The organism is Picosynechococcus sp. PCC 8807 (genome assembly GCF_001693295.1).
Taxonomy (GTDB): Bacteria; Cyanobacteriota; Cyanobacteriia; order Cyanobacteriales; family MRBY01; genus MRBY01.
This window is the reverse complement of the sequence record NZ_CP016483.1, coordinates 825,285-848,472: the sequence shown is the minus strand read 5'-3', so window position 1 is coordinate 848,472 and position 23,188 is coordinate 825,285. Positions and strand designations below refer to the sequence as shown.

24 protein-coding genes and 1 tRNA gene are annotated in these 23,188 nt (G+C 48.5%); 9 read left to right on the top strand and 16 right to left on the bottom strand.

Going from position 1 to position 23,188, the window contains the following annotated elements; translation table 11 throughout:
* Positions 1-39 precede the first annotated feature (39 nt).
* From cysW to AWQ24_RS04090, 4 genes are read right to left on the bottom strand one after another with little or no spacing between them, the layout of a single operon-like run.
* Positions 40-864 carry a sulfate ABC transporter permease subunit CysW gene (cysW, locus tag AWQ24_RS04105; RefSeq protein ID WP_065716082.1) on the bottom strand — a complete coding sequence of 275 codons (825 nt, stop codon included), beginning with the start codon at positions 862-864 and terminating at the stop codon, positions 40-42.
* Positions 854-1,711 (bottom strand): sulfate ABC transporter permease subunit CysT, encoded by an 858-nt coding sequence (gene cysT, locus AWQ24_RS04100; RefSeq protein ID WP_065716081.1) that lies wholly within the window; start codon positions 1,709-1,711, stop codon positions 854-856. The genes cysW and cysT overlap by 11 nt, the downstream gene beginning before the upstream one ends.
* A gap of 54 nt (positions 1,712-1,765) precedes the next feature.
* Positions 1,766-2,059, bottom strand: a complete 294-nt coding sequence (locus AWQ24_RS04095; protein WP_083993488.1) for an NIL domain-containing protein — start codon at positions 2,057-2,059, stop codon at positions 1,766-1,768.
* A gap of 48 nt (positions 2,060-2,107) precedes the next feature.
* The gene (locus AWQ24_RS04090) at positions 2,108-3,166 is read right to left on the bottom strand and encodes a sulfate ABC transporter substrate-binding protein (RefSeq protein ID WP_065716080.1); all 1,059 of its coding nucleotides are present in this window, start codon (positions 3,164-3,166) and stop codon (positions 2,108-2,110) included.
* Positions 3,167-3,490: 324 nt separating this feature from the next.
* Here AWQ24_RS04090 and AWQ24_RS04085 point away from each other — a divergent pair, with 324 nt between their 5' ends.
* The 4 genes from AWQ24_RS04085 (at position 3,491) to AWQ24_RS04070 (ending at position 8,253) form a co-directional block, all read left to right on the top strand.
* Positions 3,491-5,317, top strand: a complete 1,827-nt coding sequence (locus tag AWQ24_RS04085; protein WP_012306422.1) for an SLC13 family permease — start codon at positions 3,491-3,493, stop codon at positions 5,315-5,317.
* Between the two features lie 102 nt (positions 5,318-5,419).
* Positions 5,420-5,983, top strand: coding sequence for a peroxiredoxin (locus AWQ24_RS04080; RefSeq protein ID WP_012306421.1), 564 nt, complete (start codon positions 5,420-5,422; stop codon positions 5,981-5,983).
* Between the two features lie 118 nt (positions 5,984-6,101).
* Positions 6,102-7,115 (top strand): NAD(P)/FAD-dependent oxidoreductase, encoded by a 1,014-nt coding sequence (locus AWQ24_RS04075; RefSeq protein WP_041443374.1) that lies wholly within the window; start codon positions 6,102-6,104, stop codon positions 7,113-7,115.
* A 160-nt stretch (positions 7,116-7,275) separates the two neighbouring features.
* Entirely contained in the window at positions 7,276-8,253 is a 978-nt protein-coding gene (locus tag AWQ24_RS04070; protein WP_065716079.1) for a GntR family transcriptional regulator, read from the top strand.
* 38 nt (positions 8,254-8,291) lie between these two features.
* Here AWQ24_RS04070 and AWQ24_RS04065 read toward each other — a convergent pair whose 3' ends face one another.
* The 6 genes from AWQ24_RS04065 to lipA form a co-directional block, all read right to left on the bottom strand.
* Complete coding sequence (locus AWQ24_RS04065) at positions 8,292-9,242, bottom strand: hypothetical protein (RefSeq protein WP_065716078.1); 951 nt, start codon at positions 9,240-9,242, stop codon at positions 8,292-8,294.
* Between the two features lie 243 nt (positions 9,243-9,485).
* The gene (mazG, locus tag AWQ24_RS04060) at positions 9,486-10,322 is read right to left on the bottom strand and encodes a nucleoside triphosphate pyrophosphohydrolase (protein ID WP_030006008.1); all 837 of its coding nucleotides are present in this window, start codon (positions 10,320-10,322) and stop codon (positions 9,486-9,488) included.
* Between the two features lie 102 nt (positions 10,323-10,424).
* Entirely contained in the window at positions 10,425-12,506 is a 2,082-nt protein-coding gene (locus tag AWQ24_RS04055; protein ID WP_065716077.1) for an Rne/Rng family ribonuclease, read from the bottom strand.
* Between the two features lie 356 nt (positions 12,507-12,862).
* The gene (locus AWQ24_RS04050) at positions 12,863-14,026 is read right to left on the bottom strand and encodes a cysteine desulfurase family protein (protein ID WP_065716076.1); all 1,164 of its coding nucleotides are present in this window, start codon (positions 14,024-14,026) and stop codon (positions 12,863-12,865) included.
* Between the two features lie 9 nt (positions 14,027-14,035).
* Entirely contained in the window at positions 14,036-14,584 is a 549-nt protein-coding gene (locus AWQ24_RS04045; RefSeq protein WP_157096826.1) for a hypothetical protein, read from the bottom strand.
* Between the two features lie 70 nt (positions 14,585-14,654).
* Positions 14,655-15,551, bottom strand: coding sequence for a lipoyl synthase (lipA, locus tag AWQ24_RS04040; RefSeq protein ID WP_062432831.1), 897 nt, complete (start codon positions 15,549-15,551; stop codon positions 14,655-14,657).
* A 93-nt stretch (positions 15,552-15,644) separates the two neighbouring features.
* Here lipA and AWQ24_RS04035 point away from each other — a divergent pair.
* Positions 15,645-15,718, top strand: a tRNA-Pro gene (locus tag AWQ24_RS04035).
* A 57-nt stretch (positions 15,719-15,775) separates the two neighbouring features.
* Here the strand turns inward: AWQ24_RS04035 and AWQ24_RS04030 are convergent.
* Positions 15,776-16,285 carry a pentapeptide repeat-containing protein gene (locus AWQ24_RS04030; RefSeq protein WP_065716075.1) on the bottom strand — a complete coding sequence of 170 codons (510 nt, stop codon included), beginning with the start codon at positions 16,283-16,285 and terminating at the stop codon, positions 15,776-15,778.
* 246 nt (positions 16,286-16,531) lie between these two features.
* Between AWQ24_RS04030 and AWQ24_RS04025 the strand changes: the two genes are divergently transcribed.
* Complete coding sequence (locus AWQ24_RS04025; RefSeq protein ID WP_065716074.1) at positions 16,532-18,142, top strand: iron uptake porin; 1,611 nt, start codon at positions 16,532-16,534, stop codon at positions 18,140-18,142.
* Between the two features lie 83 nt (positions 18,143-18,225).
* Here the strand turns inward: AWQ24_RS04025 and AWQ24_RS04020 are convergent, their stop codons facing one another.
* Positions 18,226-18,543, bottom strand: coding sequence for a DUF3082 domain-containing protein (locus AWQ24_RS04020; RefSeq protein WP_012306410.1), 318 nt, complete (start codon positions 18,541-18,543; stop codon positions 18,226-18,228).
* Positions 18,544-18,759: 216 nt separating this feature from the next.
* Between AWQ24_RS04020 and AWQ24_RS04015 the strand changes: the two genes are divergently transcribed.
* A complete protein-coding gene (locus AWQ24_RS04015; RefSeq protein ID WP_232318864.1) occupies positions 18,760-19,002 on the top strand; it encodes a hypothetical protein in 243 nt (80 codons plus the stop codon).
* Here the strand turns inward: AWQ24_RS04015 and AWQ24_RS04010 are convergent.
* The 4 genes from AWQ24_RS04010 to AWQ24_RS15865 all read right to left on the bottom strand — a co-directional run bounded on the left by AWQ24_RS04010 (position 18,999) and on the right by AWQ24_RS15865 (position 21,233).
* A complete protein-coding gene (locus AWQ24_RS04010) occupies positions 18,999-19,382 on the bottom strand; it encodes a VOC family protein (protein ID WP_083993486.1) in 384 nt (127 codons plus the stop codon). The genes AWQ24_RS04015 and AWQ24_RS04010 overlap by 4 nt on opposite strands.
* A 3-nt stretch (positions 19,383-19,385) precedes the next feature.
* Positions 19,386-20,510 (bottom strand): DUF3747 domain-containing protein, encoded by a 1,125-nt coding sequence (locus tag AWQ24_RS04005; RefSeq protein WP_065716071.1) that lies wholly within the window; start codon positions 20,508-20,510, stop codon positions 19,386-19,388.
* A gap of 153 nt (positions 20,511-20,663) precedes the next feature.
* Positions 20,664-20,954 carry a hypothetical protein gene (locus tag AWQ24_RS04000; protein WP_030005999.1) on the bottom strand — a complete coding sequence of 97 codons (291 nt, stop codon included), beginning with the start codon at positions 20,952-20,954 and terminating at the stop codon, positions 20,664-20,666.
* Positions 20,955-21,116: 162 nt separating this feature from the next.
* Positions 21,117-21,233, bottom strand: coding sequence for a photosystem II reaction center protein I (locus AWQ24_RS15865; protein ID WP_015132356.1), 117 nt, complete (start codon positions 21,231-21,233; stop codon positions 21,117-21,119).
* A gap of 158 nt (positions 21,234-21,391) precedes the next feature.
* On the opposite strand from AWQ24_RS15865, the gene AWQ24_RS03995 reads away from it, so the two are divergent.
* Both AWQ24_RS03995 and AWQ24_RS03990 read left to right on the top strand, forming a co-directional pair.
* Complete coding sequence (locus AWQ24_RS03995; protein WP_198161507.1) at positions 21,392-22,354, top strand: DUF6282 family protein; 963 nt, start codon at positions 21,392-21,394, stop codon at positions 22,352-22,354.
* A gap of 33 nt (positions 22,355-22,387) precedes the next feature.
* A complete protein-coding gene (locus AWQ24_RS03990) occupies positions 22,388-23,173 on the top strand; it encodes a DUF1350 family protein (RefSeq protein WP_062432810.1) in 786 nt (261 codons plus the stop codon).
* Positions 23,174-23,188 lie beyond the last annotated feature (15 nt).

The window sequence follows — 23,188 nt, the reverse complement described above, 5'->3', positions numbered from 1 at the left end:
TATCAAGTTAAGCGAAATAAATCATGGCCTAAATTGCCATTAAGCGGAGTGGGTATTCCGTTCTAAGATCTCTTTCAGCACCAGCGTCACACAGGCAAGTAAAGCTAAAACAACCGCCGCCGCAAAAGCTGATTCTGTCGCATAATTATTATGTTCCTGTTCTACAAAAATTGGTAATGTTGATGTTTTGCCGAGGATACTCCCGGAAACGACAGAAACAGCCCCAAATTCTCCCATCGCCCGGGCATTTGTCAGCAAAACGCCGTAGAGTAATCCCCAACGAATATTTGGTAGTATCACCCGCCAAAAAATTTGCCAATCACTAGCACCAAGAGTACGAGCTGATTCTTCTTGATCTGATCCCATTTCTTCTAAAACAGGAATAACTTCTCTGGCGACAAATGGCAACGTTACAAAAAGTGTGGCAATCACCATGCCTGGTAAAGCAAAAAGGATCTTGATATTTGCCTGTTCAAAAAGAGAACCTAGCCAACCATTTTGCCCATAAAGTAAAACAATCATCAAGCCAGCAACAACGGGGGAAATTGAAAAAGGAAGATCGATCACACTGAGACATAGAGTTCGCCCCCAAAATTGTTTTCTTGCCAATACCCAAGCGGCACAAAGACCAAATATTGTATTCAATGGCACGCTAATTAAAGCAATGATCACCGTTAATTTAACTGCTTGAATAAAAGCGCGGGCCTGGAGTGATTCAAAGAAAACTGAAACTCCTTGGTGAAAGGCTTCATAAAAAATGGCAAGAATGGGAATTAAAAGAATTAAAGCGAGATAAGTAAGTGTAATCCCAATTAGCCATTGGGGAGAAAGTTTAAATTCAAAGGATTTAAGTTTAGTTTGCATAGCGCCTTCCCCATTGCTGTAGAAAATTGATAATGAATAGAAGCAGCAAAGAAACAATTAACAGCACTGAACCAATCACCGTCGCCCCTTCGTAATCAAAAGCTTCTAGGCGTTGGAAAATTAACACTGGGGCAATTAAATCTTTGAAAGGAATCCCCGATGAAACAAGCACAACGGAGCCATATTCACCGACAGCCCGTGAAAATCCGAGGGCAACGCCCGTTAAGATTGGTGGGATTAGGGGTGGAAAAATAACGCGCCAAAAAGTCTGGCTTTCTGTCGCTCCTAAAGACCAAGCGGCGTGTTCTGTTTCTTCTTCGAGTTCGCGTAATACTGGCTGGAGAGTGCGCACCACAAAGGGAAGAGAAATAAATAACATCGCGATAAAAACGCCGATTCGGGTGTAGGCAATCTTGATCCCTAAGGGAGCAAAAAGTTGTCCAATCCAACCTTGATCGTTATAGAGTGTCGCTAAAACGAGACCTGCAACGGCTGTCGGTACAGCAAAAGGAATATCAATGGCTGCGTCAACAATTCGTTTGAGGGGGAATTCATAGCGGACTAAGACCCAAGCGATGATCGTGCCTAATATGCCATTAATTGCCCCAGCGGCGATCGCCGTAATAAAAGTCACACCATAGGCAGACAAAGCCACCGGAGATAAAGCAATTTCTAGGTATTCTGAGGCGCTTAAGCTCAGGGATTTTTGGATCAAAGCGAAGGTTGGCAAAATCAAAATCAACGCTAGGTAAGTAATTGTTACTGACCAAGGGATTGTATTTTTTGGAAATTGGATTGACCTTGCCGAAAATAATTTACGCGGCAGTGCTAAAGATAGAATTTTCATCGTTTACATAACAGAAATGACTGGTAGATTACTGAAAAATTAAAGATATTTATTTCACCACCCGTCAGTTTTCGGAGACTCTTTATGGTAAACCCCAACATTATGATCCTCTAGGTAGAGGAGTGCGTCTTTTACTGCCTGATTAAGACCAGAAATCTGTAAATCAAACCAACCACTAACAGTATTATCTCGGCCTAAAGTTGCTGCCAAAATATTGACTTGAACATTATATTTAACAGCTAACTGGGTGATGATTGGATCCTGTTGATACTGCTTCGGGATTTGTACCAGAATATTAACTTGGGTGTGGCGATCGCCTGGATTTTTTTCTGCTGATTTATGAGACATAATTGCTGTACCTCTCCTATTCAAGAATTCAGCTTGATGTTCAATTAATTACTGTTGAAAAATTTGATCAAAGATGCCACCATCACCAAAGAATTTAGGTTGTGCTTCGCGCCAGCCACCAAAGTCTTCAATGGTTGCTAGGTTTTCAATCGCTGGATATTGATCCGCGACTTGAGCCGCAACATCAGGATCTGTCGGTCGGAAACCAACTTCTGCAAAAATAGCTTGAGCTTCAGGGGTGAAGAGGAACTCAACAAAAGCCTCTGACACGTCCCGCGTATTGCGTTCATCGACGGTTTTATCCACAACGGTCACGGGATTATCGATCGCGATATTGAAATCTGTCAGGACGGTGTAAGGTTGCTTTTCCCCTTGTAAGTTGGCGAGATAAACTTCATTTTCGTAGTTCAACAGAATATCTCCCTGTCCCTGTTGGTAGAAGACATCGGTAGATTCCCGTGCATTTTTTGGCAGAATTGGCGCATTTTTATAGATTTTGGTGACAAATTCCCGTGCTTCGGCTTCAGTACCACCCGTTTGAGTGATGGCACCCCAAAGACCAAGGAAATTCCAGCGGGCACCACCGGATGTTTTGGGATTGGCCGTAATAATTTCTAAGTCGTTTTCCGCAAGATCAGTCCACTGTGTAATTTTCAAATTAGGGTCACGGGGCACGATCGCAATCACAGAGGAAGTAACCACACTGTCACGGGGGGCTTCTGTTTCCCAGCCGGGGTCAATTAGACCAGCCTCTTCAATTTGGTTGATATCAGACCCCAGGGCGAGGGCGACAATATCTGCTTCCAAGCCATCGATGACGGCACGGGTTTGGGAACCAGATCCGCCATAGCTTTGCTCGATGGTTACGGTTTGTCCGGTTTCTGTTTTCCACTGCTCAACGAAGAGCGGAATGATTTTTTCGTAGGCGCTGCGGGTGACGGCATAGGTAACTAGGGTGATGGTAACTGGCTCTTGGGATTGAGTCTGGGCTGCTGTGGTTTCGGGCTGGGAGGTGGTGCTTTGGTTTGGGCTACCGCAAGCGAAAAGACTACTGCTTAATAGGGTGGCGATCGCCAAAGTTTTTAGGGACAAATTGGGCTTTCTCATTTTTGATTCAATTTCTTTTGAATTGATAGCCAATCATAATCTAGTCCTGTTTGAATTGCAATTCATTTCAAATTCAATCTTGAATCATTCTCTGCTGTGCCATGATGAGAGTTGAAAAAAATTGACCCTGCCAAGGGTGCATGGCAATCCGTTCTAAGCTGTCAACCCTTCTCTATGCCTTTGTTTCAGATTTCTAAATCTTTTTTTCAGTCCTGGCGATCGCCCCGAACTTGGAACGCGATTCTGCCCTTTAATGTCATAAAAGCGACTAAATTCTTTTCAACGGCGCCCATGCTAGGCGTTCTATGTGCTGGAGGATTTTCGATGGCAATGTTTGCGCAGTTGCCTTCTTTGGGGGAGGCGGCTTTCTTCGGTTTGGGTTGGCAAGGTTGGTTGACCCTCGGTCTGACCCTGGTGGCCTTTCTTTTAAATGCCCTGACGCCTCTCCCTGCCGAGGTGATTTTCCTTGGTGCCTTGGGAGCCTTGCTGCTGACGGGGGTGCTTGATACGAGTACTACCCTCGCCGGGTTTAGTAACGAAGGTTTGGCGACCATTGCGGTGCTTTATCTCGTGGTGACTGGCTTGCAACAAACCGGCTCCCTCAGTTGGATTTCCCAGCGGGTTTTAGGACTGCCGAAAGGAGAGTCTGCGGCCTTGATGCGGTTGATGGTGCCGGTGATGGGCCTGAGTGCTTTTCTAAACAACACTCCCGTAGTGGCGATGTTTATCCCGGTAGTGAACGAGTGGTGCCGCAAACTGCGCATTAGCCCCTCAAAATTGATGTTGCCCCTGAGTTATTCCGCTTCCTTTGGGGGCGTCTGTACTTTAATTGGTACCAGTACAAACCTGGTGGTCAATGGCCTCTTGATTGCCGAAACAGACCATGCCGGTCTCGGCCTCTTTGATATTGCCTTGGTGGGATTACCCTGTGCGATCGCCGGTGTGACCTTTCTAATGCTGAGTCACAGTTGGCTACTACCAGAGCGCAAACCGGCCATTAGTGACCAAGACGATCTGCGGCAATACACCGTGGAAATGGTTGTCCACGAAAACAGTCCCCTCATTGGCAAAAGTATTGAAGAAGCTGGGCTACGAAATTTGCCAAACCTGTACCTGATTGAAGTGGTGCGGGATTCCTTGGTGTTGCCAGCGGTCAGCCCGCGCGAAGTTTTGCAGGAAAAGGATCAGTTAGTTTTTGTCGGGGCAGTGGATTCGATCCTCGACCTCAATCGACTCCGGGGGTTACAGCCAGCCACGGATCAAGTTTTTAAATTAGATACTCCCCGCTCTGAACGTTGCCTAATTGAGGCGGTTGTTTCCAATACCTGTCCTCTAATCCGACAAACGATCCGGGAAGGAAAGTTTCGCAGTCGCTATAATGCCGTCGTTTTAGCCGTGGCCCGCAACGGGGAGCGCCTCAAGGGAAAAATCGGGGAAATGCGCCTGTTGGCAGGGGATACCTTATTACTCGAAACCCACCCCACTTTTTTGGAGCAGCAACGGGGTTCCCGGGACTTTTATTTAGTCAGTGAAATTCCTGACTCGGAACCGATGCGCCATGACCGTGCTCCCCTCGCCCTGGGAATCCTGCTCGTGATGGTGGTTTGTGTGGTGTTCGGTTGGCTCTCGATGTTAAAGGCGGCAACCCTAGCGGCGATCGCCATGATTGTTTTCGGTTGCTGTTCCCCCAGTCGTTCCCTCAAAAGTATTGAATGGTCTGTGTTGCTCGTGATCGGGGCCGCCTTTGGTTTGGGGAAAGCCTTAGAAACGACCGGGGCTGCCGGGGCGATCGCCGCCAATCTCCTGCAACTGGCCGGAGACAACCCTTGGCCCACCCTGGTTGTCGTCTACGGCATTACGACCCTCCTCACAGAATTAATTACCAACAATGCCGCAGCAGCGTTAATGTTCCCCATTTCAGTATCTTTAGCCAATACCCTCGGTGTGGATGTGATGCCTTTTGTGATTGCGATCATGATCGGCGCTTCGGCGAGTTTTTCGACTCCCATCGGCTACCAAACTAATTTGATGGTCTACGGGCCAGGGGGCTATAAATTCACCGATTATTTCCGGGTCGGGATTCCCTTGAACCTCCTGTTTTGGGCCGTGTCCTGTGTTCTGATTCCCTTCGCCTTTCCCTTTTACCCCTAAAAGAATCTTGACTTATTCCTAAATAAGAATTATTCTGGCTTATTAAGAAAGGTTGAGACCTTTCCTAAAATTTTCTGTTATCACACTATCCAAGAGGTCCACATGGCTAGAGTACCTGACGTTGTCTTCAAAACCCGCGTCCGCGATGAATCCGTAGAAGGCCCCAACCCCTACCGTTGGGAAGACAAAACCACCGCTGACATTTTCGGTGGCAAGAAAGTTGTTCTTTTCTCCCTGCCTGGTGCTTTCACGCCCACTTGTTCCTCCAACCACTTACCCCGTTACGAAGAGCTTTATAGCGAATTCCAAGCCCAGGGCGTTGATGAAATCATCTGTCTGTCTGTAAACGATGCTTTCGTAATGTTCAAGTGGGGTAAGGAGATCGGTGCTGACAAAGTCTTCCTCCTTCCCGATGGTAACGGTGAATTTACCCGCAAAATGGGGATGCTCGTTGAGAAGTCTAACCTCGGTTTTGGGATGCGTTCTTGGCGCTACTCCATGCTCGTCGAAGATGGCGAAATCAAGAAAATGTTTGTAGAGCCTGACTTCTCTGATAACTGCCCCACCGATCCTTTTGAAGTATCTGATGCAGATACCATGCTGGCTTACATCAAGGGCGAATCTGCTCCTGGTGTTTCTGAACCCCGCAAAGAATTTGTTGGCTAAGTTTCTATCACTGACGCTCACCAAATAATTTTTTTAGACTAAGGCAAGGGGGGCGGCAATCGCCTTCTTTGCCTTTTTGATTTCTCGTACCACCGCCAAACCATTGGGGGACCCTGCCATGAAGCTTTCTAGTAAAAACCTCGAAACCCGTTTAGATACCGTCTATGATGCCATTATTGTGGGGGGCGGCATGGGTGGTTTATCCGCTGCAATTTACCTCGCCCGCTATGGCCTGAAGTGCCTCATCGTCGAAAAAGGCAGGGGCCGCTCCTTCTGGATGCAAGATCTCCGCAACTATGTCGGCTTAGACCCAGAAACTCCTGGGCGAGATATTATCCTCCAGAGCACCAAGCAGGCCATTGATTGGGGGGCGGATCACCTGCGGGGTTATGTCGAAGAAGTTACTGATGAAGGTGAAACCTTCGCCGTCAAAGTCAAAGTTGGCAGAAAAAATAGTAGCTATCCTGTTTTCCACAGTAAATATGTAGTCGCCGCCTCTGGCATCATCGACAATCTCCCCGAAACCGATGATATGCAAAATGTCTATGATTATGCTGGCTATACGCTCCATGTCTGCATGATCTGCGATGGCTTCGATATGTGGGATCAAAAGGCGGTCGTCATTGCGGGCACCGAAGGACAGATCAACGCGGCTTTCGTCTTAAATTGGTTTACCCCCTACATCTCCGTGTTGACCCATGGCCTCGTGGAAGTGAGCGATGAAATGAAAGAAAAGCTTGCTGAACACGGCTATCCCCTCTACGAACAAAAAATTGTGAAATTCCACGGCGAAAATCACAAGATGAGCGGTGTTGAACTCGAAGATGGCACTATCGTCGAAGCCACGACAGGTTTGGTGAATATGGGCTCGACCTACTACAACGACTATTTAAAAGGGATCGATGGTTTGGAGTGGGACGGTGAAAACCTCGTGACCAACAATATGTGTCAAACGACCCATGAGCGAATTTTTGCCCTTGGGGATCTCAAGAAAGGCCTCAATCAAGTCTCTGTGGCGGTGGCGGATGGCACCTTGGCCGCAACGCAGATTTGGCGCAATATTCGTCGGGCGGCTCCACCCCGCAAGTGGGTTGAAAATGTCAGCGAACCCCATCCTTTTCTAAATGTCTAATTTTAGATAGGGCCTTGGTATTTTGGCTCGGCCAGGTAAATTGGTTATTTTATTCCTCAACTGTTGGGGAATTTTTTTGTGCCAATATTCAGCTATCTAGGCGATCGCCCAGGCATTTTTTCGGTTTGATGGAGGAGATCCTCTACGTGTGAAGTCCCCCATGTTTTCTTTCCACATTCAGCCCGATAGCGAAATCCCTGCGTCCCAACAGCTCCTGGATCAATTGCAATTTGCGATCGCCTCCCATCAATTTAGGCGCGATCAACGGCTGCCGAGTTTGCGACAATTGGAAATGATGACCGGACTCCACCGCAATACCATCAGCAAGATTTACCGGGAGCTTGAAGTCCTTGGCCTCGTCAAGTTAATTCCCGGCTCAGGGGTTTATGTTCAGGATCAACGCCAGTCCTCCACGACGCCATCCGAAACCACTCAAGAGCCGTCGCCGCAACCCCAGGCCATTTTTGATGACGCAATTCAGCGACTGTTGGAGGCGGGCTATAGTTTGCCCCAAATTCAACAACTGTTTACTAAGGCCATTGATTGGCGTCTCGCCTGTGCCGCCCAGGTGATGATCACTGTTCCCCAGCGGGAATTGGGGGCTGGCCAATGGATTTTGCAAGAAATAAGTCAGGCGATCGCCATCCCGATCCAACTGGTTCCCCTAGAAGCATTGGCCGAACGTTTAGAACAGGTCACGGCGGCAACCCTGGTTACTACCCCCTATTTCGTTCAAGCTGTGGCGGCGATCGCCCCCCCGAATATCCAGATTATCCCGGTCACACTCCATGATTACGGCCCCGAACTGGCCCACATCAAAGCGCTTCCCCCCAACCACTGCCTCGGTCTAGTGAGCCTGAGTCCTGGCATTCTCCATGCTGCCCGCACCATTATCCACAGTCTCCGGGGGACTGAGCTGACCCTGATTACTAGCACACCGACGGATCTGCCTCGTCTCCAGGCGCTAATCCGGCGCAGTCACATGATTTTATGCGATCGCCTTAGCTTGGAAACCGTGCAACAACAAATTAGCCGACTCCAACCCAGTCTTAGTCAGCGACCTAAAGTATTTCCTTGTAACAATTACATCAGTGAAACATCACTACAGTCACTGCATCAAGCCTTACAAAAATCCTAATATTCTAGAAATTCTTAGTTTTGGCTGAATAAAACTGCTTATAAATATTGTTGGTATTTTTCATAAATATCTACGGCCGGAATTGGCTCCTTAAATGCCTGCGGTAAACTATAATCCTGAGTGGAATACTCTTTTCGTAAATCAACAATATTTAGATAAGGAAGTTGCCAATCCCGTAGCCGCTGCAATAACTCTTGAAATTCGATGTCATTTTTTTGATAACGATATTTAAACGCAATAAATTGCAGCATCCGTGCATAGGAACGGGGGTTATCATGTTCTGCTGGAATTTGGAGAATTTCAGTCAAATGATTGAAAACATCTTGATTATCACGAATGTGTAAACTGAGCTGCGTCACATCATAAGTATCAGATTTTGTTAGGGTTTTTGAGATACTAGAAATCGCCCGCAGCACCGTATAACTGTAGGTTGCCTGCTTAAAAAGCCTCAGCAATTCCAGTCCATCTGGATATTGGGCGACATTATCAATCGCCTTTAAATATTCCTGGAGCACAATCCGGCCTTTGTCTGTTTTAATGCGGTCGAGCAGAGGCCATACTTTTTTGTGAAGAATAGCGATCACTGTTTGGTGATCTTGGGTTGCAAGCACCTGGGAAATAAATTTATAAATACTTTTTTGAAGCGGACTGCGAAATTGTAATTCTGTTTCAGAAATCAGTAAATAACTTTCCGCCGCTGTTAAAGCTAATTCTAAAAACTGAATAATTCGTTTTAAACCCTTAAACTCGCCGAGTTCTTTCTCAATTAAGACCCGCATTTTGGCATAGGTCAAAAAGTCTTCATTGTCGAACTTATTTAGTTCGATTCGCTGCACATGCCAGGCCTTTGCTCTAATTTCGCGATTATACTTTCGGTGCGCCAAAATAATTTTTTCCGGCACTGACTTCTTGTGAATTAATCTCACAATTTTTTCTGAAAAACTGGTCTCACCGATTAAAGGCTTATTCCACCATTGTGTTTCGTCCATGGTTATTTAAGGCAAGTAATGGAGTTGATTGCTGGTGAACGTGATAGTGTTTTCTGTTCCTAAACTATCTTTTAGTTTGCTGATAGGGAAAAATAGACTTTCTTAACCATATCATCGCATATTCTTTGTCTAGGTTGAGGCGTTTATTATTACATAAATCCTGTTGAAGTTGTGGCTTAGAGCGAGCAGTCAAGCCACTTTAACAACCCTCACAGTGCCCTAAGGTAACGAAATTACTGAAGACTAGTCGGAAGAATCAATGCTTTGGTGGAGATGTTGTTTTGCCCGTTGCCAAAGGGTTTCTAGTTCTGCGAGGGAATAATCTGTCAGGGACTTATCTGCAAACTTTTCCATCAAAGAAATGCGTTGCACCATGCGGTCGTTGGTGCCGTGGAGTGCCCCATTGGGATCAAGATCATACCACCGGGCTAAATTGACAATGGTGAATAGTAGATCGCCGAGTTCAGCCTGTTGATGGGCCTTGTTCTCAGTTTGGAGTGCCTCGCGAAATTCCTGGAGTTCTTCCTCAAATTTTGCCCACACTTCCCCAATGTTTTCCCATTCAAATCCGGCGGCGGCAGCTTTTTCGGACATTTTTAGGCTCGCCATCAATGGTGGGAGGGTGCTGTTATAGCGGTCTAATTTACGGCTGAGCTGGGGCACAGTTTGCGGGGATTCGCCTTTTTCTTCGGCCTTGATGGTCTCCCAGTTTTGACGGACTTCGGCGACGGTGCTGGCACTGGTTTCACCGAACACATGGGGGTGACGGCGAATCAATTTTTCGCTAATGCCCTCGGCGACTTCCTGGAGGCTGAAGTGGCCGTATTCCTGGGCAATTTGGGCTTGTAAAACGACTTGCAGTAAGAGATCCCCTAATTCTTCGGCGATCGCCTGTTGGTCATCTTGACGGAGGGCATGGACAACTTCATAGGCTTCTTCGATCACGTAGGGAATCAAAGTTTGGGGCGTCTGTTCTAAGTCCCAGGGACAACCACCAGCGGGCGATCGCAATTGAGCGACAACCTCAATTAAATGTTGTAGAGCCGTTAGGATTGCGTCGGTCGTTTGTTTCGGTGCCATAGCTTTTTAAGGGGGAATTTTTGGGTCAGAGTGAGGGCGCGACAACACCCCCAAAAGAAAAAAGCAGTGTTGCCACTGCCTTAGGTTAACGGTAATTGGGTTTTAACTACTGGCGGAAGAACGGCGACGGCGACGGCGACGGCCATTGGTCTTTTCTTCAGCGTCTTTTTCTGTTGCTTCCGGTTCCGCCTGGGGTGAAACTTTTGTTTCTACGGGTTGAGCAGTTTGGGGAGCTGTGTCGTCTGCTTCGGGGGCGACCTCTCCAGTTTCAGGGGTCTCAATCTGGAGTTGTTGCGGCTCTAAATTTTCGACTGGTGTTACTTTTTCCGAAGTGGCATCGGTTTCTTTGGCGCTTCCCGGTCGCACAATTTCGATAATCGTTGAGCGGGGGTCTTTTTTCCCAGCAGCGTCTAAACGCACCAGGGGTGATACCCCAATCAGGGCATAGACATTTTTTTCCTGCTCCGTCATTTCCACCTGGATGGTTTCTTTGGGCTCGTCACGGCGGTAACGGCTCCGTTCGCGGCGGTCATAGCGGGAAGACGTATTGCTGTTGTCTTGGGACGAAGACGTTTTTGTTTCTTTTTTTTCTTTTGTTGGCGTCTCAGCAGAGGGGCGATCGCCACCATTATCTTGGGTCTCTTTTTCGTCCCGGAGCACCGGCTTACTCGAAACCTCCGGCGATCGCCGGCGACGACGACGATTATTATTATTACTGCTTTGTTCCTGATAATCAGGATGATGCACCAGATTTAACGGCTCTGCCGCAGGCGTATTCCCTGCATTAATCAGCTTGCTCCGAGCAACCCGTGATGTAATCCGTCGTCCGTGGCTGGTGGTGCCGCGCCGTCCCCCAGACAGTACAGGCCGACTTTCTCCCGGTGTCCGCGCCCCGCCCTGGAGCGAGAGAGAAGACAGAATATTGAGCTGGAGTGGCACAGGTTCCTCTTCACCGGGTAAATGTACCAAGTGACCGAGGCCATTACAGTGGGCGCAGGGCTTACCGAACAGTTCATAAATATTTTGACCCTGCCGTTTGCGAGTCAGTTCTACCAAACCCAGTTCAGACAACTGGGCGATCTGGGGCCGGGCCTTATCCGCCTTGAGAATACTTGTAAAATGCTCCAGCAACTTCAACTGATCATGGCGAGAATCCATGTCGATGAAATCCACCACGATTACCCCACCAATGTTGCGTAACCGCAGTTGCCGCGCAATTTCTGTGGCCGCCTCATAGTTCGTCCAGAGCACCGTTTCCCGTGCGGTGGCGGATTTAGTAAAAGAACCAGAGTTTACATCAATAACAGTTAAAGCTTCGGTGGGTTCAATGATGATGTAACCCCCAGAAGGCAACTCAACCCTGGGCTTGAGGGCTTCACGAATGGCCGCATTCACCCGGAAATAGTCCAGAATCGATTGCTTTTCGCGGTGATGATCAATTAACAAACCGTCGGGCGCTTTCCCCCCTTCCCAGTTCATGAGCTGGCTTTTCACCCGTTTCATGCCGCTGGCAGAATCCACCACGATGCGGTTCACTTCATCGCTGTACATATCCCGCAGCACCCGCTGAATAAAGTCGTCATCGCGGTTGATCAGGGTCGGAGGACGGCCGTAGTTTGCTTGCTGCTGGATCGCTTCCCATTGTTTTTGGAGTAGTTCTAAATCTTCGATGATCGCTTCTTCGTCGGTACCTTCAGCCTCAGTCCGCACTAAAAGTCCCATGCCGGGGGGTTTCATCAGCACGGCGAGGGCCCGCAGACGGTTACGTTCGCTATCACTACTAATGCGGCGGGAAAGGTTAACTCCTTTGCTGTAGGGCATCAGGACGACGTAGCGACCGGGAAGGGTAATATTGCCTGTGAGCCGTGGCCCTTTGTTCCCCGTGGGTTCTTTCATCACCTGAACCAAGGCTTTTTGTTGGGGTTCGAGGAGTTCGGTGATTGAGCTGGAATTTTTTCTGAGTCGAATGGGGCCGAGATCGCTGACGTGGATGAAACCGTTTTTTTCGGTGTCACCGATGTTAACAAAGGCCGCGTCAATGCCGGGAATGACGTTTTCGACGATACCGAGATAGATGTCACCGACCTGTTGGGCACCGGTGGATACGACAATTTCTTGGATTTGGTCTTCCCAAAAAACGGCAGCAATCTGATGCTGCTCTGCAATAATAATTTGCTTAGGCATTCAAATTCCTCGATTTTTTTCGCTTAATGCTGAAAAAACTGTTCTATGCAAGTTCTGTTGTCTGAAATAAATGCTTTGAAACTAGGCTGGATATTTCTTGTTTCGTGCAGACTTCACCGCAGACATGAGTCTATGTATGGCTGGGTGAGATGAAATGGTAGGCGATCGCCGGATCTTGTGTCGTTGAGGAAAAGGTTAGGATTACCGCAACAACAAACAAAGACCGGAGCAAATTCTTTCTTCACACGCTGTGTAAAGGGAGAAGACGGTTACGGCTAAATACAGGAAGGTTTAGCGGCATATTTGCAATCGCCTCAAATCCCATTCTAAAGCCAAGTGTTCACTTTGGATCACTTTCATGGGGTCCTGGTGGGCATTTTTCGGAGGCTGTGGAGGGTTTGTTGTAGGGTCTGGGCGACGTAATCGATGTCGGTAGCGGTGGTGAAACGGCCTAAACCAAAGCGCAGGGAGGCGCGACAAAGGGCTGGCGATCGCCCTAGGGCCGTGAGGACATGGGAGGGTTTACCGGAACTACAGGCAGAACCAGCGGAAAGGGCGACGGTATTGCGCAGGGCCAAAAGGAGGGCGGTGCCGTCAATATTTTCGATACTGATGTTGAGGTTATAGGGGAGCCGTTGGTCAAGGTCACCGTTTAGATAAATGCCTTCTAGGGGGTGTAGTTGCTGCCAGAGGCGATCGCGCAGTGATTTAAGCCTGGTATTTTCGCGCTCCATCTGGGCCAGACCGATTGCAATGGCCTTACCAAAGCCAACAATTTGCGGCGTGTAGAGGGTGCCCGATCGCCGTCCCCGTTCTTGACCACCGCCATGGAGTTGGGGCGCGAGGTTGACACGGGGATTTTTTCGGCGCACATACAACGCACCGATTCCCTTGGGGCCATAGACTTTGTGGGCTGTCAGGGACAGCAGGTCAATGTTTTGGGTTTGGACATTCAGGGGAATTTTGGCGATCGCCTGGGCCGCGTCACAGTGAAATAAAATGCCTTGGTCATGACAGAGGGTGCCAATCTCGGCGACAGGTTGGAGTACGCCAATCTCGTTATTGGCCGCCATTACCGAGACCAGCACCGTATCTTGACGGAGTGCTTTTTCCAACAAGGATAAATCCAATAAGCCATTGGCTTGCACGGGCAGATGAGTTACCTCAAACCCCAAAGTTTCCAAATAGGCACAGGGGTCAAGCACCGCTCGATGTTCCGTTTGCACCGTAACAATATGCTTGCCCTTGTCAAAATAAGCCTCAGCTACCCCTTTAATCGCTAGATTATTTGCCTCCGTTGCCCCGCTAGTAAACACAATTTCCTCTGGCTCTGCCCCAATGCTGCTGGCGATTATTTCCCTGGATCGTTCCACTGCTGCCGCAGCTTCCCAGCCGTAGACATGACCAGCACTCGCAGGATTACCAAATTGCTCCGTAAAGTAAGGCAACATTGCTTCCAATACCAGTGGATCAACAGGGGTCGTCGCATGGTAATCCAAATAAATTGGAGGATCTTGCATAGTGATTGGCTAATTCATCAACAATTTCAACTCTTTAGAATAATCAGAGTTATAGGTTGAAAAGTATAAATTTTGGGGTGTGTTTGGGGCGTCAAAGGTAGAGCAATAAGTAAAGTTCTCCTGAGGTTGAATAATTGCATCTATATCTACATCCTTACATTCAAAACCAAGAAAGGGATCCTCATTGTATTCATTGCCAGATAAGTCTTGCAGAAAAAATGATTGATATAAATCACTGGCTCTGACAGGTTGTGATTTTAAATTTTTTACCTCAATAAAGATTCCTACCCACTCGTTAATCGCTTCTTTCTCCTCACCAAAATCCATCATCTTTTTCCCCAGACTTTTAAAGTCTCGAATTGTGATCATCACATCATTTGATTGATAAGATTGACCCCTAGGAATTTCGACAATAGGGGTACTGTCTGTATTGAGTAAATCACTAGTAGTGTCGGTGGGCGAGTCTACGTAAACAGTCTTCGTTGAGCGATTACAAGAACTTAACGAAATTCCAATTAAAGAACTGATTAGTAGAATCTGACTAATTGAGCGAACCATAGCAGCAAAGAAAGTGTTCTTTTAGGACTATATCTTTTTCCTCAGACTTCTGTTCTTAATTAACAAAAATTTATTTAGACACTACATAGAGATTTTTATCTCTGGGGTGGGTTTCCATTAAGCGCCGCACCTGTTCGGCATGGTAGGAACTGCGGGTGAGGGGGCTAGATACTACTTGCAAAAAGCCGAGGGATTCACCATATTCCCGCCAAGCGTCAAATTGTGCTGGGGTAATAAAATCTTGCACCCCTAAATGTTTTTGGGTGGGCTGGAGGTATTGACCAATGGTGAGAATGTCACAGTCTACGGCTCGCAGATCACGCATGACTTCACGCACTTCGGCATCGGTTTCCCCAAGGCCAACCATAATCCCCGATTTGGTGTAAACCCAGGGGGTTAGCTCGCGGGTGCGCTGGAGTAACTCCAGGGAACGTTGGTAATCACCCTGGGGACGCGTTTTTTTATAAAGACGGGGGACGGTCTCGGTGTTGTGGTTCAACACTTCGGGGGCCGCATCAAGGATCGTTTTGAGGGCGTCCCAATTACCGCAGAGGTCAGGAATCAAGACTTCAATGGTGGTTTTGGGTGACAGTTCGCGGGTGCGTTCGATACATTTCACGAATTGGCTTGCGCCACCATCGGGGAGATCATCACGGTTGACGGAAGTGATTACGACATGATTGAGATTCAGACGGCGGACGGCTTCGGCGAGATTGTCGGGTTCTGTGGGATCTAAACCCCGGGGCACTTTGTCAAAGTCAATGTCGCAGTAGGGGCAAGCACGGGTACAGGCTGGCCCCATAATCAAAAAGGTGGCGGTGCCTGCATTGAAACATTCGCCAATGTTGGGACAGGAGGCTTCTTCGCAGACGGTGTTGAGGCTGAGGTCCCGTAAAATTTCTTTGACGCTGCCAACCCGTTGCCATTGGGGGGCCTTTACTCTGAGCCAATCTGGTTTTACCGCCACGGCGATCGCTCCTTATCTTTTGAGAATTTTGGACTTAACGGACAAGTTTTTATCGTAGCAAGGTTTACCTGTGTTAGTATAGGTTCTGTTTTTCGGGATGTAGCGCAGCTTGGTAGCGCACCTCGTTCGGGACGAGGGGGTCGTAGGTTCAAATCCTATCATCCCGATTTTTTGAAAAATCACGACCAAAGATCTCCTGGATATTTTGCTAATTCCCAGGGGGACTAATTTTTACAGTTGAGACTGTAGCGGGTGTCGGTGCCGGTAATGGTATTGGTGCCGCTGGCTCGTTTGCAGAGCTCGGACAGTTGATAGCGGTCGAGGAGCGCACCAGAAAAATCAGCCCCGTCGATAATCGCTTCGGCAAAGTTTGTCCCCGGCGCAACGGCATCGACAAAAAGGGCGTTGGTGAGGTTCGCACCTTCCATGTTGACTTGATCCATAAAGGCTTCGGAAAGGTTGGCTTCGGTGAGATTGGCCTCCATAAATTTGCCTTCGGTAAGGATGGCTCGGCTTAGGTCACTGCCCGTAAAGTCACTCCCCCGCACATCGGCCCGGGCAAAGCTCGCTGCCTGGAAATTTTCGTGGGCAAAGTCATGGTTCGGCAGTTCGGAATAGGTGTAGTTCAGTTTACTGGCGGCGATCGCCTCTGGGGTCACCAAAATTATCATGGCGATCACCAACAGAAAAAGCATTCCCACACGTCGAACAAATTGCGCGGCTACAGAAACCATAATTTCACTAACCTCAAAAAATATTTTTCTTTTTCTAGGATACAAGCCTTCCCCAAGGGGGTTACATCCAGAACTTCCATGTAGTACCCGCTAAATTTGCATCACCGCCACAATTTCGTAGGAAATACTACAAAACTTCCACCATAAGTCATGGCAAAACTAAGCCATTCATTTTTTAACCCCGACTTCAACTTTGATTAACCTTGCCAAAATCAAAGCTTCGGGTGTGAGGACAAACACCAAACTATGACTTCTTTGAAAACTGTATCCTTAGCTGCAACCGCTTTTGTGACGATGACCGGCCAGGCGATCGCCACAGATAATCAAGCATTGCTCGAACAAATTAATCAGTACAGTGCGAACAGTTCTACCGCTCAAGTCAATAGCATTTTCCAGCTCAGCGATGTTTCTCCCTCTGACTGGGCCTTTGATGCGCTGCGAAATTTAGTCGAAAACTACAACTGTATTGTTGGCTATCCCGATGGTACCTATCGTGGCAACCGTCCCCTCAGTCGTTATGAATTTGCCGCTGGTTTAAATGCCTGTTTACAGCAAATTGAGCGGCTGATCACCAGTGGCAGTTCTGAAGTTACGGCAGAAGATCTCGCTGCCCTACGTCGCCTCGTGAATGCATTTGAAGCAGAACTCGCAACTCTCGGTGCCCGCGTTGATGACCTCGAAGGCCGCGTCGAATTCCTCGAAGATCATCAGTTTTCAACGACGACCAAGCTAGTGGGGGAAGTCTCCTTTAATATTTCTGATGCTTTTGGCGATGGCGTCGATGATGCCCAAACCGTTTTTCAAGACAAAGTTCGCTTAATGCTAGTCACCAGCTTTACTGGCAAAGATCGGCTCTATACACGTTTAAGTGCCGGAAATTCTGGCCCTTCATTTACAGGGCAATACGATACCTTGGGATCTGGATTTGTCCCTAGAACTCAAGAAGGACGTTTTTCCTATGATGGTGAACGTGACAATGATGTCACGATTGATCGCCTGCACTATGCTTTTCCAGTTGGTGATAGCACAACTGTCACGGCGATGGCGATTCTCGGTGCTCACCACTTCTATGCAGATACCTTCAATACAGGTCTAGAAGCTGGTGGTGGTTCAAATGGTGCCCTCTCTCGTTTCGGTGAGCGCAACCCAATTTATCGTCTGGGGATTGGTACTTCCACTACCGGGATAGGGATTAAACATGACTTTAATGATGTCTTCCAGCTTTCGGCAGGATATCTTGCAACAAATGGCAGTGATCCGAGCGAAGGAGAAGGACTATTTAACGGCACCTACTCCGCAATGGCGCAATTGGCAATCAAGCCCAGTGACAAGTTTAAATTTGGGGTGAACTATGTCCGCGGCTATGCCACTGACAGTAGTGATTTTGCCTATGGTGGTACGGGAACTGGCTGGGCTAATAATCTGAATAACTCCGGCATGGGCATGGCTGTAAACAATGTGGAAACGAATTCGTTTGGTGGCCAGGTTCAATGGGATGTTACCGATAAAATCAGTCTTCGCGGTTGGGTCGGCTATACCGATGCCAAGTTCGATGAAGGTGAAGCGGATATCTGGACTTGGGCCGGTATTTTGGCATTGCCTGACCTTGGTAAGCCTGGCAATATGGGGGCAATCATCGTTGGTTCTGAGCCCTACGCCACAAACCTAGAAATTGGTGGCAGTACACCCCGAGGCTTTACGGATGATATGCCTTTGCACATTGAAGGGCTTTATAAGTATCAGTTGAGCAAGAATATTTCCATTACCCCTGGTGTAATTTGGTTGATTAACCCAAATCAAAATGAGGATAACGAAGACATTATTATTGGCACGATTCGGACAACCTTCTCTTTTTAGGGAAGCTGGCGGCGAGTGAAGCTGCTTAACTGAAAATGCTGAAAAATAATGACCTGACCCTGGAAGCAATTCTAGGGTTTTTCTTATGAATCACCAGGAGAAGTTGTTTGCTTACCGCTCAAGAGAGATTGGAGACCCAAAATAAATAGACCTACAGCAATGAGGCCAAATACCCCGGTCGCCATGGTAAATAAACCCATAATGAGGGTGCGTACTGTAATCCCGATTTGGATAGCCAGACCATTTCCCGTGGGCGGTTTACTAGCAAAGCCCGCAATGACTTTATTTGTTAAAAGGTAGGCTGCAAAGGACATGGAACCAGCAACGGCAGTACCGTACCAACACCGCAAAGGACTGGGTAAGGTTTCGTCTGGTTTTAGGTCGGGGGTTTCTTCGCTCATCGTCTCGATTTGTTAAATAGTAAAAACTACAAATTACAGGCCAGGGGACATGGTTGATATTTTACGCCTTTGGGGTTTGGGCAAGGAAATTTTCCAGGAGTGCCAAGCCCAAGACTTAAGCCAATATTTAGTACCGATGCCACTGGGCCAGGTGTTGCCATAGTATAAAAATTGAGAGAAATATTTCCGTGGCCGTTTACGAGGAAGGATAGATCCATGAAAGTTAAGTTCATGAGTGCAGGCAATTCGGTGAAGTTAGTTATTTTTCTGTTGTTGGCATTTGTGGCGGTGGGAGATATCTTTTTACCAGAACCTCTTAAGGGGGCGAGTAAACAAATAAAGGCAACCGTAAACAATCTTGTCCTGGGTATTTTGCCACGGGAGGGATTTCAAGATCCCCATGAGCGGACGGAAAAGGCCGTAGAAGAAATGGAACAGGAAGCAGGGAGTCAACCCTAGGGATTGGCTTGAATAGCATTACTTTGGTGCAGAATCAAGCGGCTTTGGGCAGGATCGTAGGCGTAACATTCGCGTCCATGGGAGGCTGTGCTGATTTCACCATTTATCGCTCCCCCTAAGGCTTGTACGGTGGCGATCGCCTCTTCGAGATCATCAACTTCTAGGCAAAAACTCAAAGCGCCGGCGTTTCTAGCAAATTCTGCTTGGTGTTGGGGACTGGGTTTAAAAATGCCCAATTTCAGACCCTTGATCTGAAACTCCGCATAGCGATCTTGACTGTAGCTTAAGGGTTCGTCATTCAGGAGACCACGGTAAAAGTCAACCACCTCCTGCCAAGGGTCAGCGGCGATCGCCACAAAGATTTCTGAAAAATTTGCCATCACTTACTGCACAGGGACAATTTGTACCGCTAGACCCGTTTCTCGCAAGCGCATTTGCAGATCTTGGGCTTCAAATTCGGCGGCGAAGGCCCCGGCTTGCATCATCCGGCGATCGCCAACCCAAGTATGAAACGCATCCGGAATCACGGCCTTTAACCGTTCTTTTTGTTCTGGAGTTTGGGCATCAACCACCACCCGGTACCGCAAACCTAAGCTCTGGGCCAAGGAAACGCTATTGGGCGGCGGCGGCGGTTGTTGACCGGGTTCTTCAAGGCGAATGACCCCGGTGTTACTGGAACTGTAGGTGGGGATAGAGCGTTGGGGGACAGGGAGAACGTTGGGATTGCTGGGATTGCTCGGTAGACTCACGATGGGTTCAGGAGCTGCGGGAACTGTAATCGCCGCCACGAGGGTTTCGTTCGGGCGACTGGTGGTTTCTTGGTAGGGAGGCACAAAAATCTGAATTGTTTCGCTGCCAGAGACCGATTTTTCGGTGATTTTGCTACTGGTATAGGTGGTGGGCGCCGTTGCAACCCATTCCTGTCGGGGAGCGGCAGCAACCAATTGGTCGCGGGGTCGTTCATTGGCGAGGTAAATGTGACCCAGGGTTTTTCCTTCGTAGGTGCGTTTCGCCATGCGCCAACCTGGATTGAGATTGATCTTCAGCATCCCCTGGGCCAGGCCCCCCGTATCTCCCACTTCGATGGGCGATCGCCCCGGATTTTCCACATCAAAAGCCTTGAGGACAACCGCTCCCCTTTCCTGAACCAGCTGGAGGCGATAGCGCCAAGCCATATCTTGCTCCCCTAGGCGCAGGGAATAGCCATTGGAATCGGTGCTGCGGCCACAAATCCCCGTAAAGTCAAATTGCAACAGTAGTGGATCAATGACCGTGGGGAAACCTCCCTGTTCTCGCCAACAGGCCCGGTTTTGGTCGAGTTGTTCGAGGATCACAAGATTATAGGCTTCACCCCCAGCAAGGGGGACGGCGATCGCCACCACATCTCCAGGGGGCAAATCCTGGGTGCCAAACAAACCGCTATTAGCTTGGGCTGTGGGTGCAAAGCTAACTGGCCCTAGGGTAGCCATACTCACCCCCAACGCCGTGAGACCTGCGCGAATATTCATCTGATCCTCATCACCAAAACGAACAATGGGCCTGGGTTTTCCCCTGGGGGAAAGCTCAGAATTGCCAGCATTTTAGCACCGGACTTTTGCCTCTCCCATCCCCTATCCGGCCATCAGTCAACAAAAATTTATAGTTCCGTGTGCCGACACAGTTTAAAAAGGAGAAATCGTTTGCAGCAGTTTCCGCAACCGGAGAAGAAAAATGGTGTGCTGGATGTCTGCATTGACGGTGGGGGGAAGATTTCGTTCCGCCTGTTCCTGTTGGATTTCGGCGTATTCTTGGGCGGTGACGGGTTCTCCATCAATGGGCGATCGCCCTTCGGTAATCATTTCTGTGCGCAACACCTCCTCCGGGAGATCCTCTGGGGGCGGCAAGGCGATCGAGAGGGGCGTTGTCAGGAGCAAAACAACGGCGGTTATGGGAAAAGCAGGTCGTCTTAGCATGGTGACATTTAGGGGACAGTTGCGGGGGACTCAATGGCCTTTCTTTTCAATGTAGCGAATCTAAAACCCATACCCATGAAAAAGTGGGGTTGCCCTAGGACAGCTCCCCACCATTTTTGATGCTGTAAATCAAGTTTGCTGCGATAAACAGCCCAGAATACTTTATTCGAAATCCTTTCTACCGGGGTTGCGGGTTGGGTCGCTAGATAGAAAACCGAAGATAAACAGAGATACAAAGAAAATGACTGTGATGTAAACAGCAATCTTAAGGGTAAGCATATTTATAGGTCTCCTGTGAACACAAAACCAACGGATGCAATTGGTTTTATGAGGATATCTTAATTAACGTAACATATCATACGTTGATATCCTCGCTTCCGTAAACGAAAGGAATCCTTAAACCGTATTCGCTAGCGCAAAAGCTGCCATTCTCTGCCATGGAACGTCCCCTTTATTTCCTTAAAAATCCTTTCCTGTTGCGGCTGTTAGTCGGGATCGGTTTGGGCCTCTGGATTTGGGGGGTTGGGATGCTGGGGGCGATCGCCACAGATTTTAAAGGCAGTATCGATTTTCATGTCCATTCTGCTCCGGATGTTACGGCTAGGTTATACGACGACCTCGAATTGGTTGAAAACGCAGCCCAGGCAGGAATGCAAGCCCTCGTGCTCAAAAACCACGTCACCCCAACGGCGGATCGGGCGGTGTTGGCCCACAAAGTTGTGCCGGACATGGAAGTATATGGGGGCGTTGTCCTCAATGAAACGGTGGGCGGCTTAAATCTCCGGGCCGTGGAAACCATGGATCGCCTGGGAGAAGGGCGGGGAAAAGTCGTTTGGCTACCCACCATTGATGCGGCCCACCATCGTCAGACCCTAAACCACCGCTTTGGGGGATTGCGGGTTGCCCACTATGGCCATCTGGTGCCAGAAATGCCGGACATTTTGCAGTACATTGCCGCCCATAATCTGGTTTTAGGCACGGGCCACATTTCCCCAGCAGAAATTCTCACCGTTGTCCCTGCGGCGAAACAATTGGGCGTTGAAAAAATCCTCGTAACCCATGCCATGGCCACCGTACCCGGGTTGACTCTCGAACAAATGCAGGCGATCGCCGACCAAGGGGCTTTTTTAGAATTAACCTACGTGAATACATTGATGGGGGAAAATGCCACCGAAGCAGACCACCAAGCCTGGGAGAATGTGAGTATTGAAACAATGGCGAAGGCGATCCAAACCATCGGCGCAACCCACTTTGTCCTGAGCACCGACCTCGGACGAGCCCTTGATCCATCGCCCATTGACGGCTACCAGCGATTTTTAGAACAGTTGGCGGCGGCGGGCATTTCTGAGGCTGACCTGTACCTGATGAGCCACACCAACCCCGAAAAACTTTTACAATAAAAGCCACTTTTAGTAAGTAACAAACGGCAAATAATGATTTGGCAAGAGTCTGGTGGCAGTTGGATTTTAATCCCAGTACAACCGGTGGGGGTGATTCATTTTTTGGGGGGGGCTTTTGTGGGCACTGCGCCGCAACTCACCTACAAATGGCTCCTAGAACAGCTTGCCGCCGAAGGGTATGCGATTATCACCACTCCTTTTGTGAATGGTTTTGATCATTTGGCGATCGCCCGGCAAGTACTCAACCGCTTTGAAAATATCCTCGAACGACTGCAAAACTCAAACCAACTGGGCTACCGTTACCTCCCTGTCTATGGCGTGGGCCACAGCATGGGCTGCAAAATTCACCTGTTGATTGGCAGCTTATTTAATGTGCAACGGGCGGGCAATGTTTTGATGTCCTACAATAACTTTCCCGTGAAAAAATCTATTCCTTTCTTCGAGCAGTTTGACCCAGATAACACGATTAATTTTGAATTCACCCCTTCTCCTCTTGAGACCAACGAAATCATCCAAACCAGCTACCAGATCCGGCGCAATCTCCTGATTCAGTTCAACAACGACACCATTGACCAAACCCCAGATCTAACCCCCATCCTCATCGAGCGCTTTCCGAATATGGTGGCCACCCTCAACCTCACGGGGAATCACCTCACCCCCTTAGGCCAAGATCTAGACTGGCAATTTACCGAAGGCTTTTCTCCCCTCGATACCTTTGGCCAATGGTTAAAACAAGGCCTATCAAAGGATCTAAAGGGACTGAAAACAGAGATTTGCCGTTGGCTGAATCCTGCTGATTTTGCCGTCTCTAGGGCGTAGATCGAAAGAATTCTC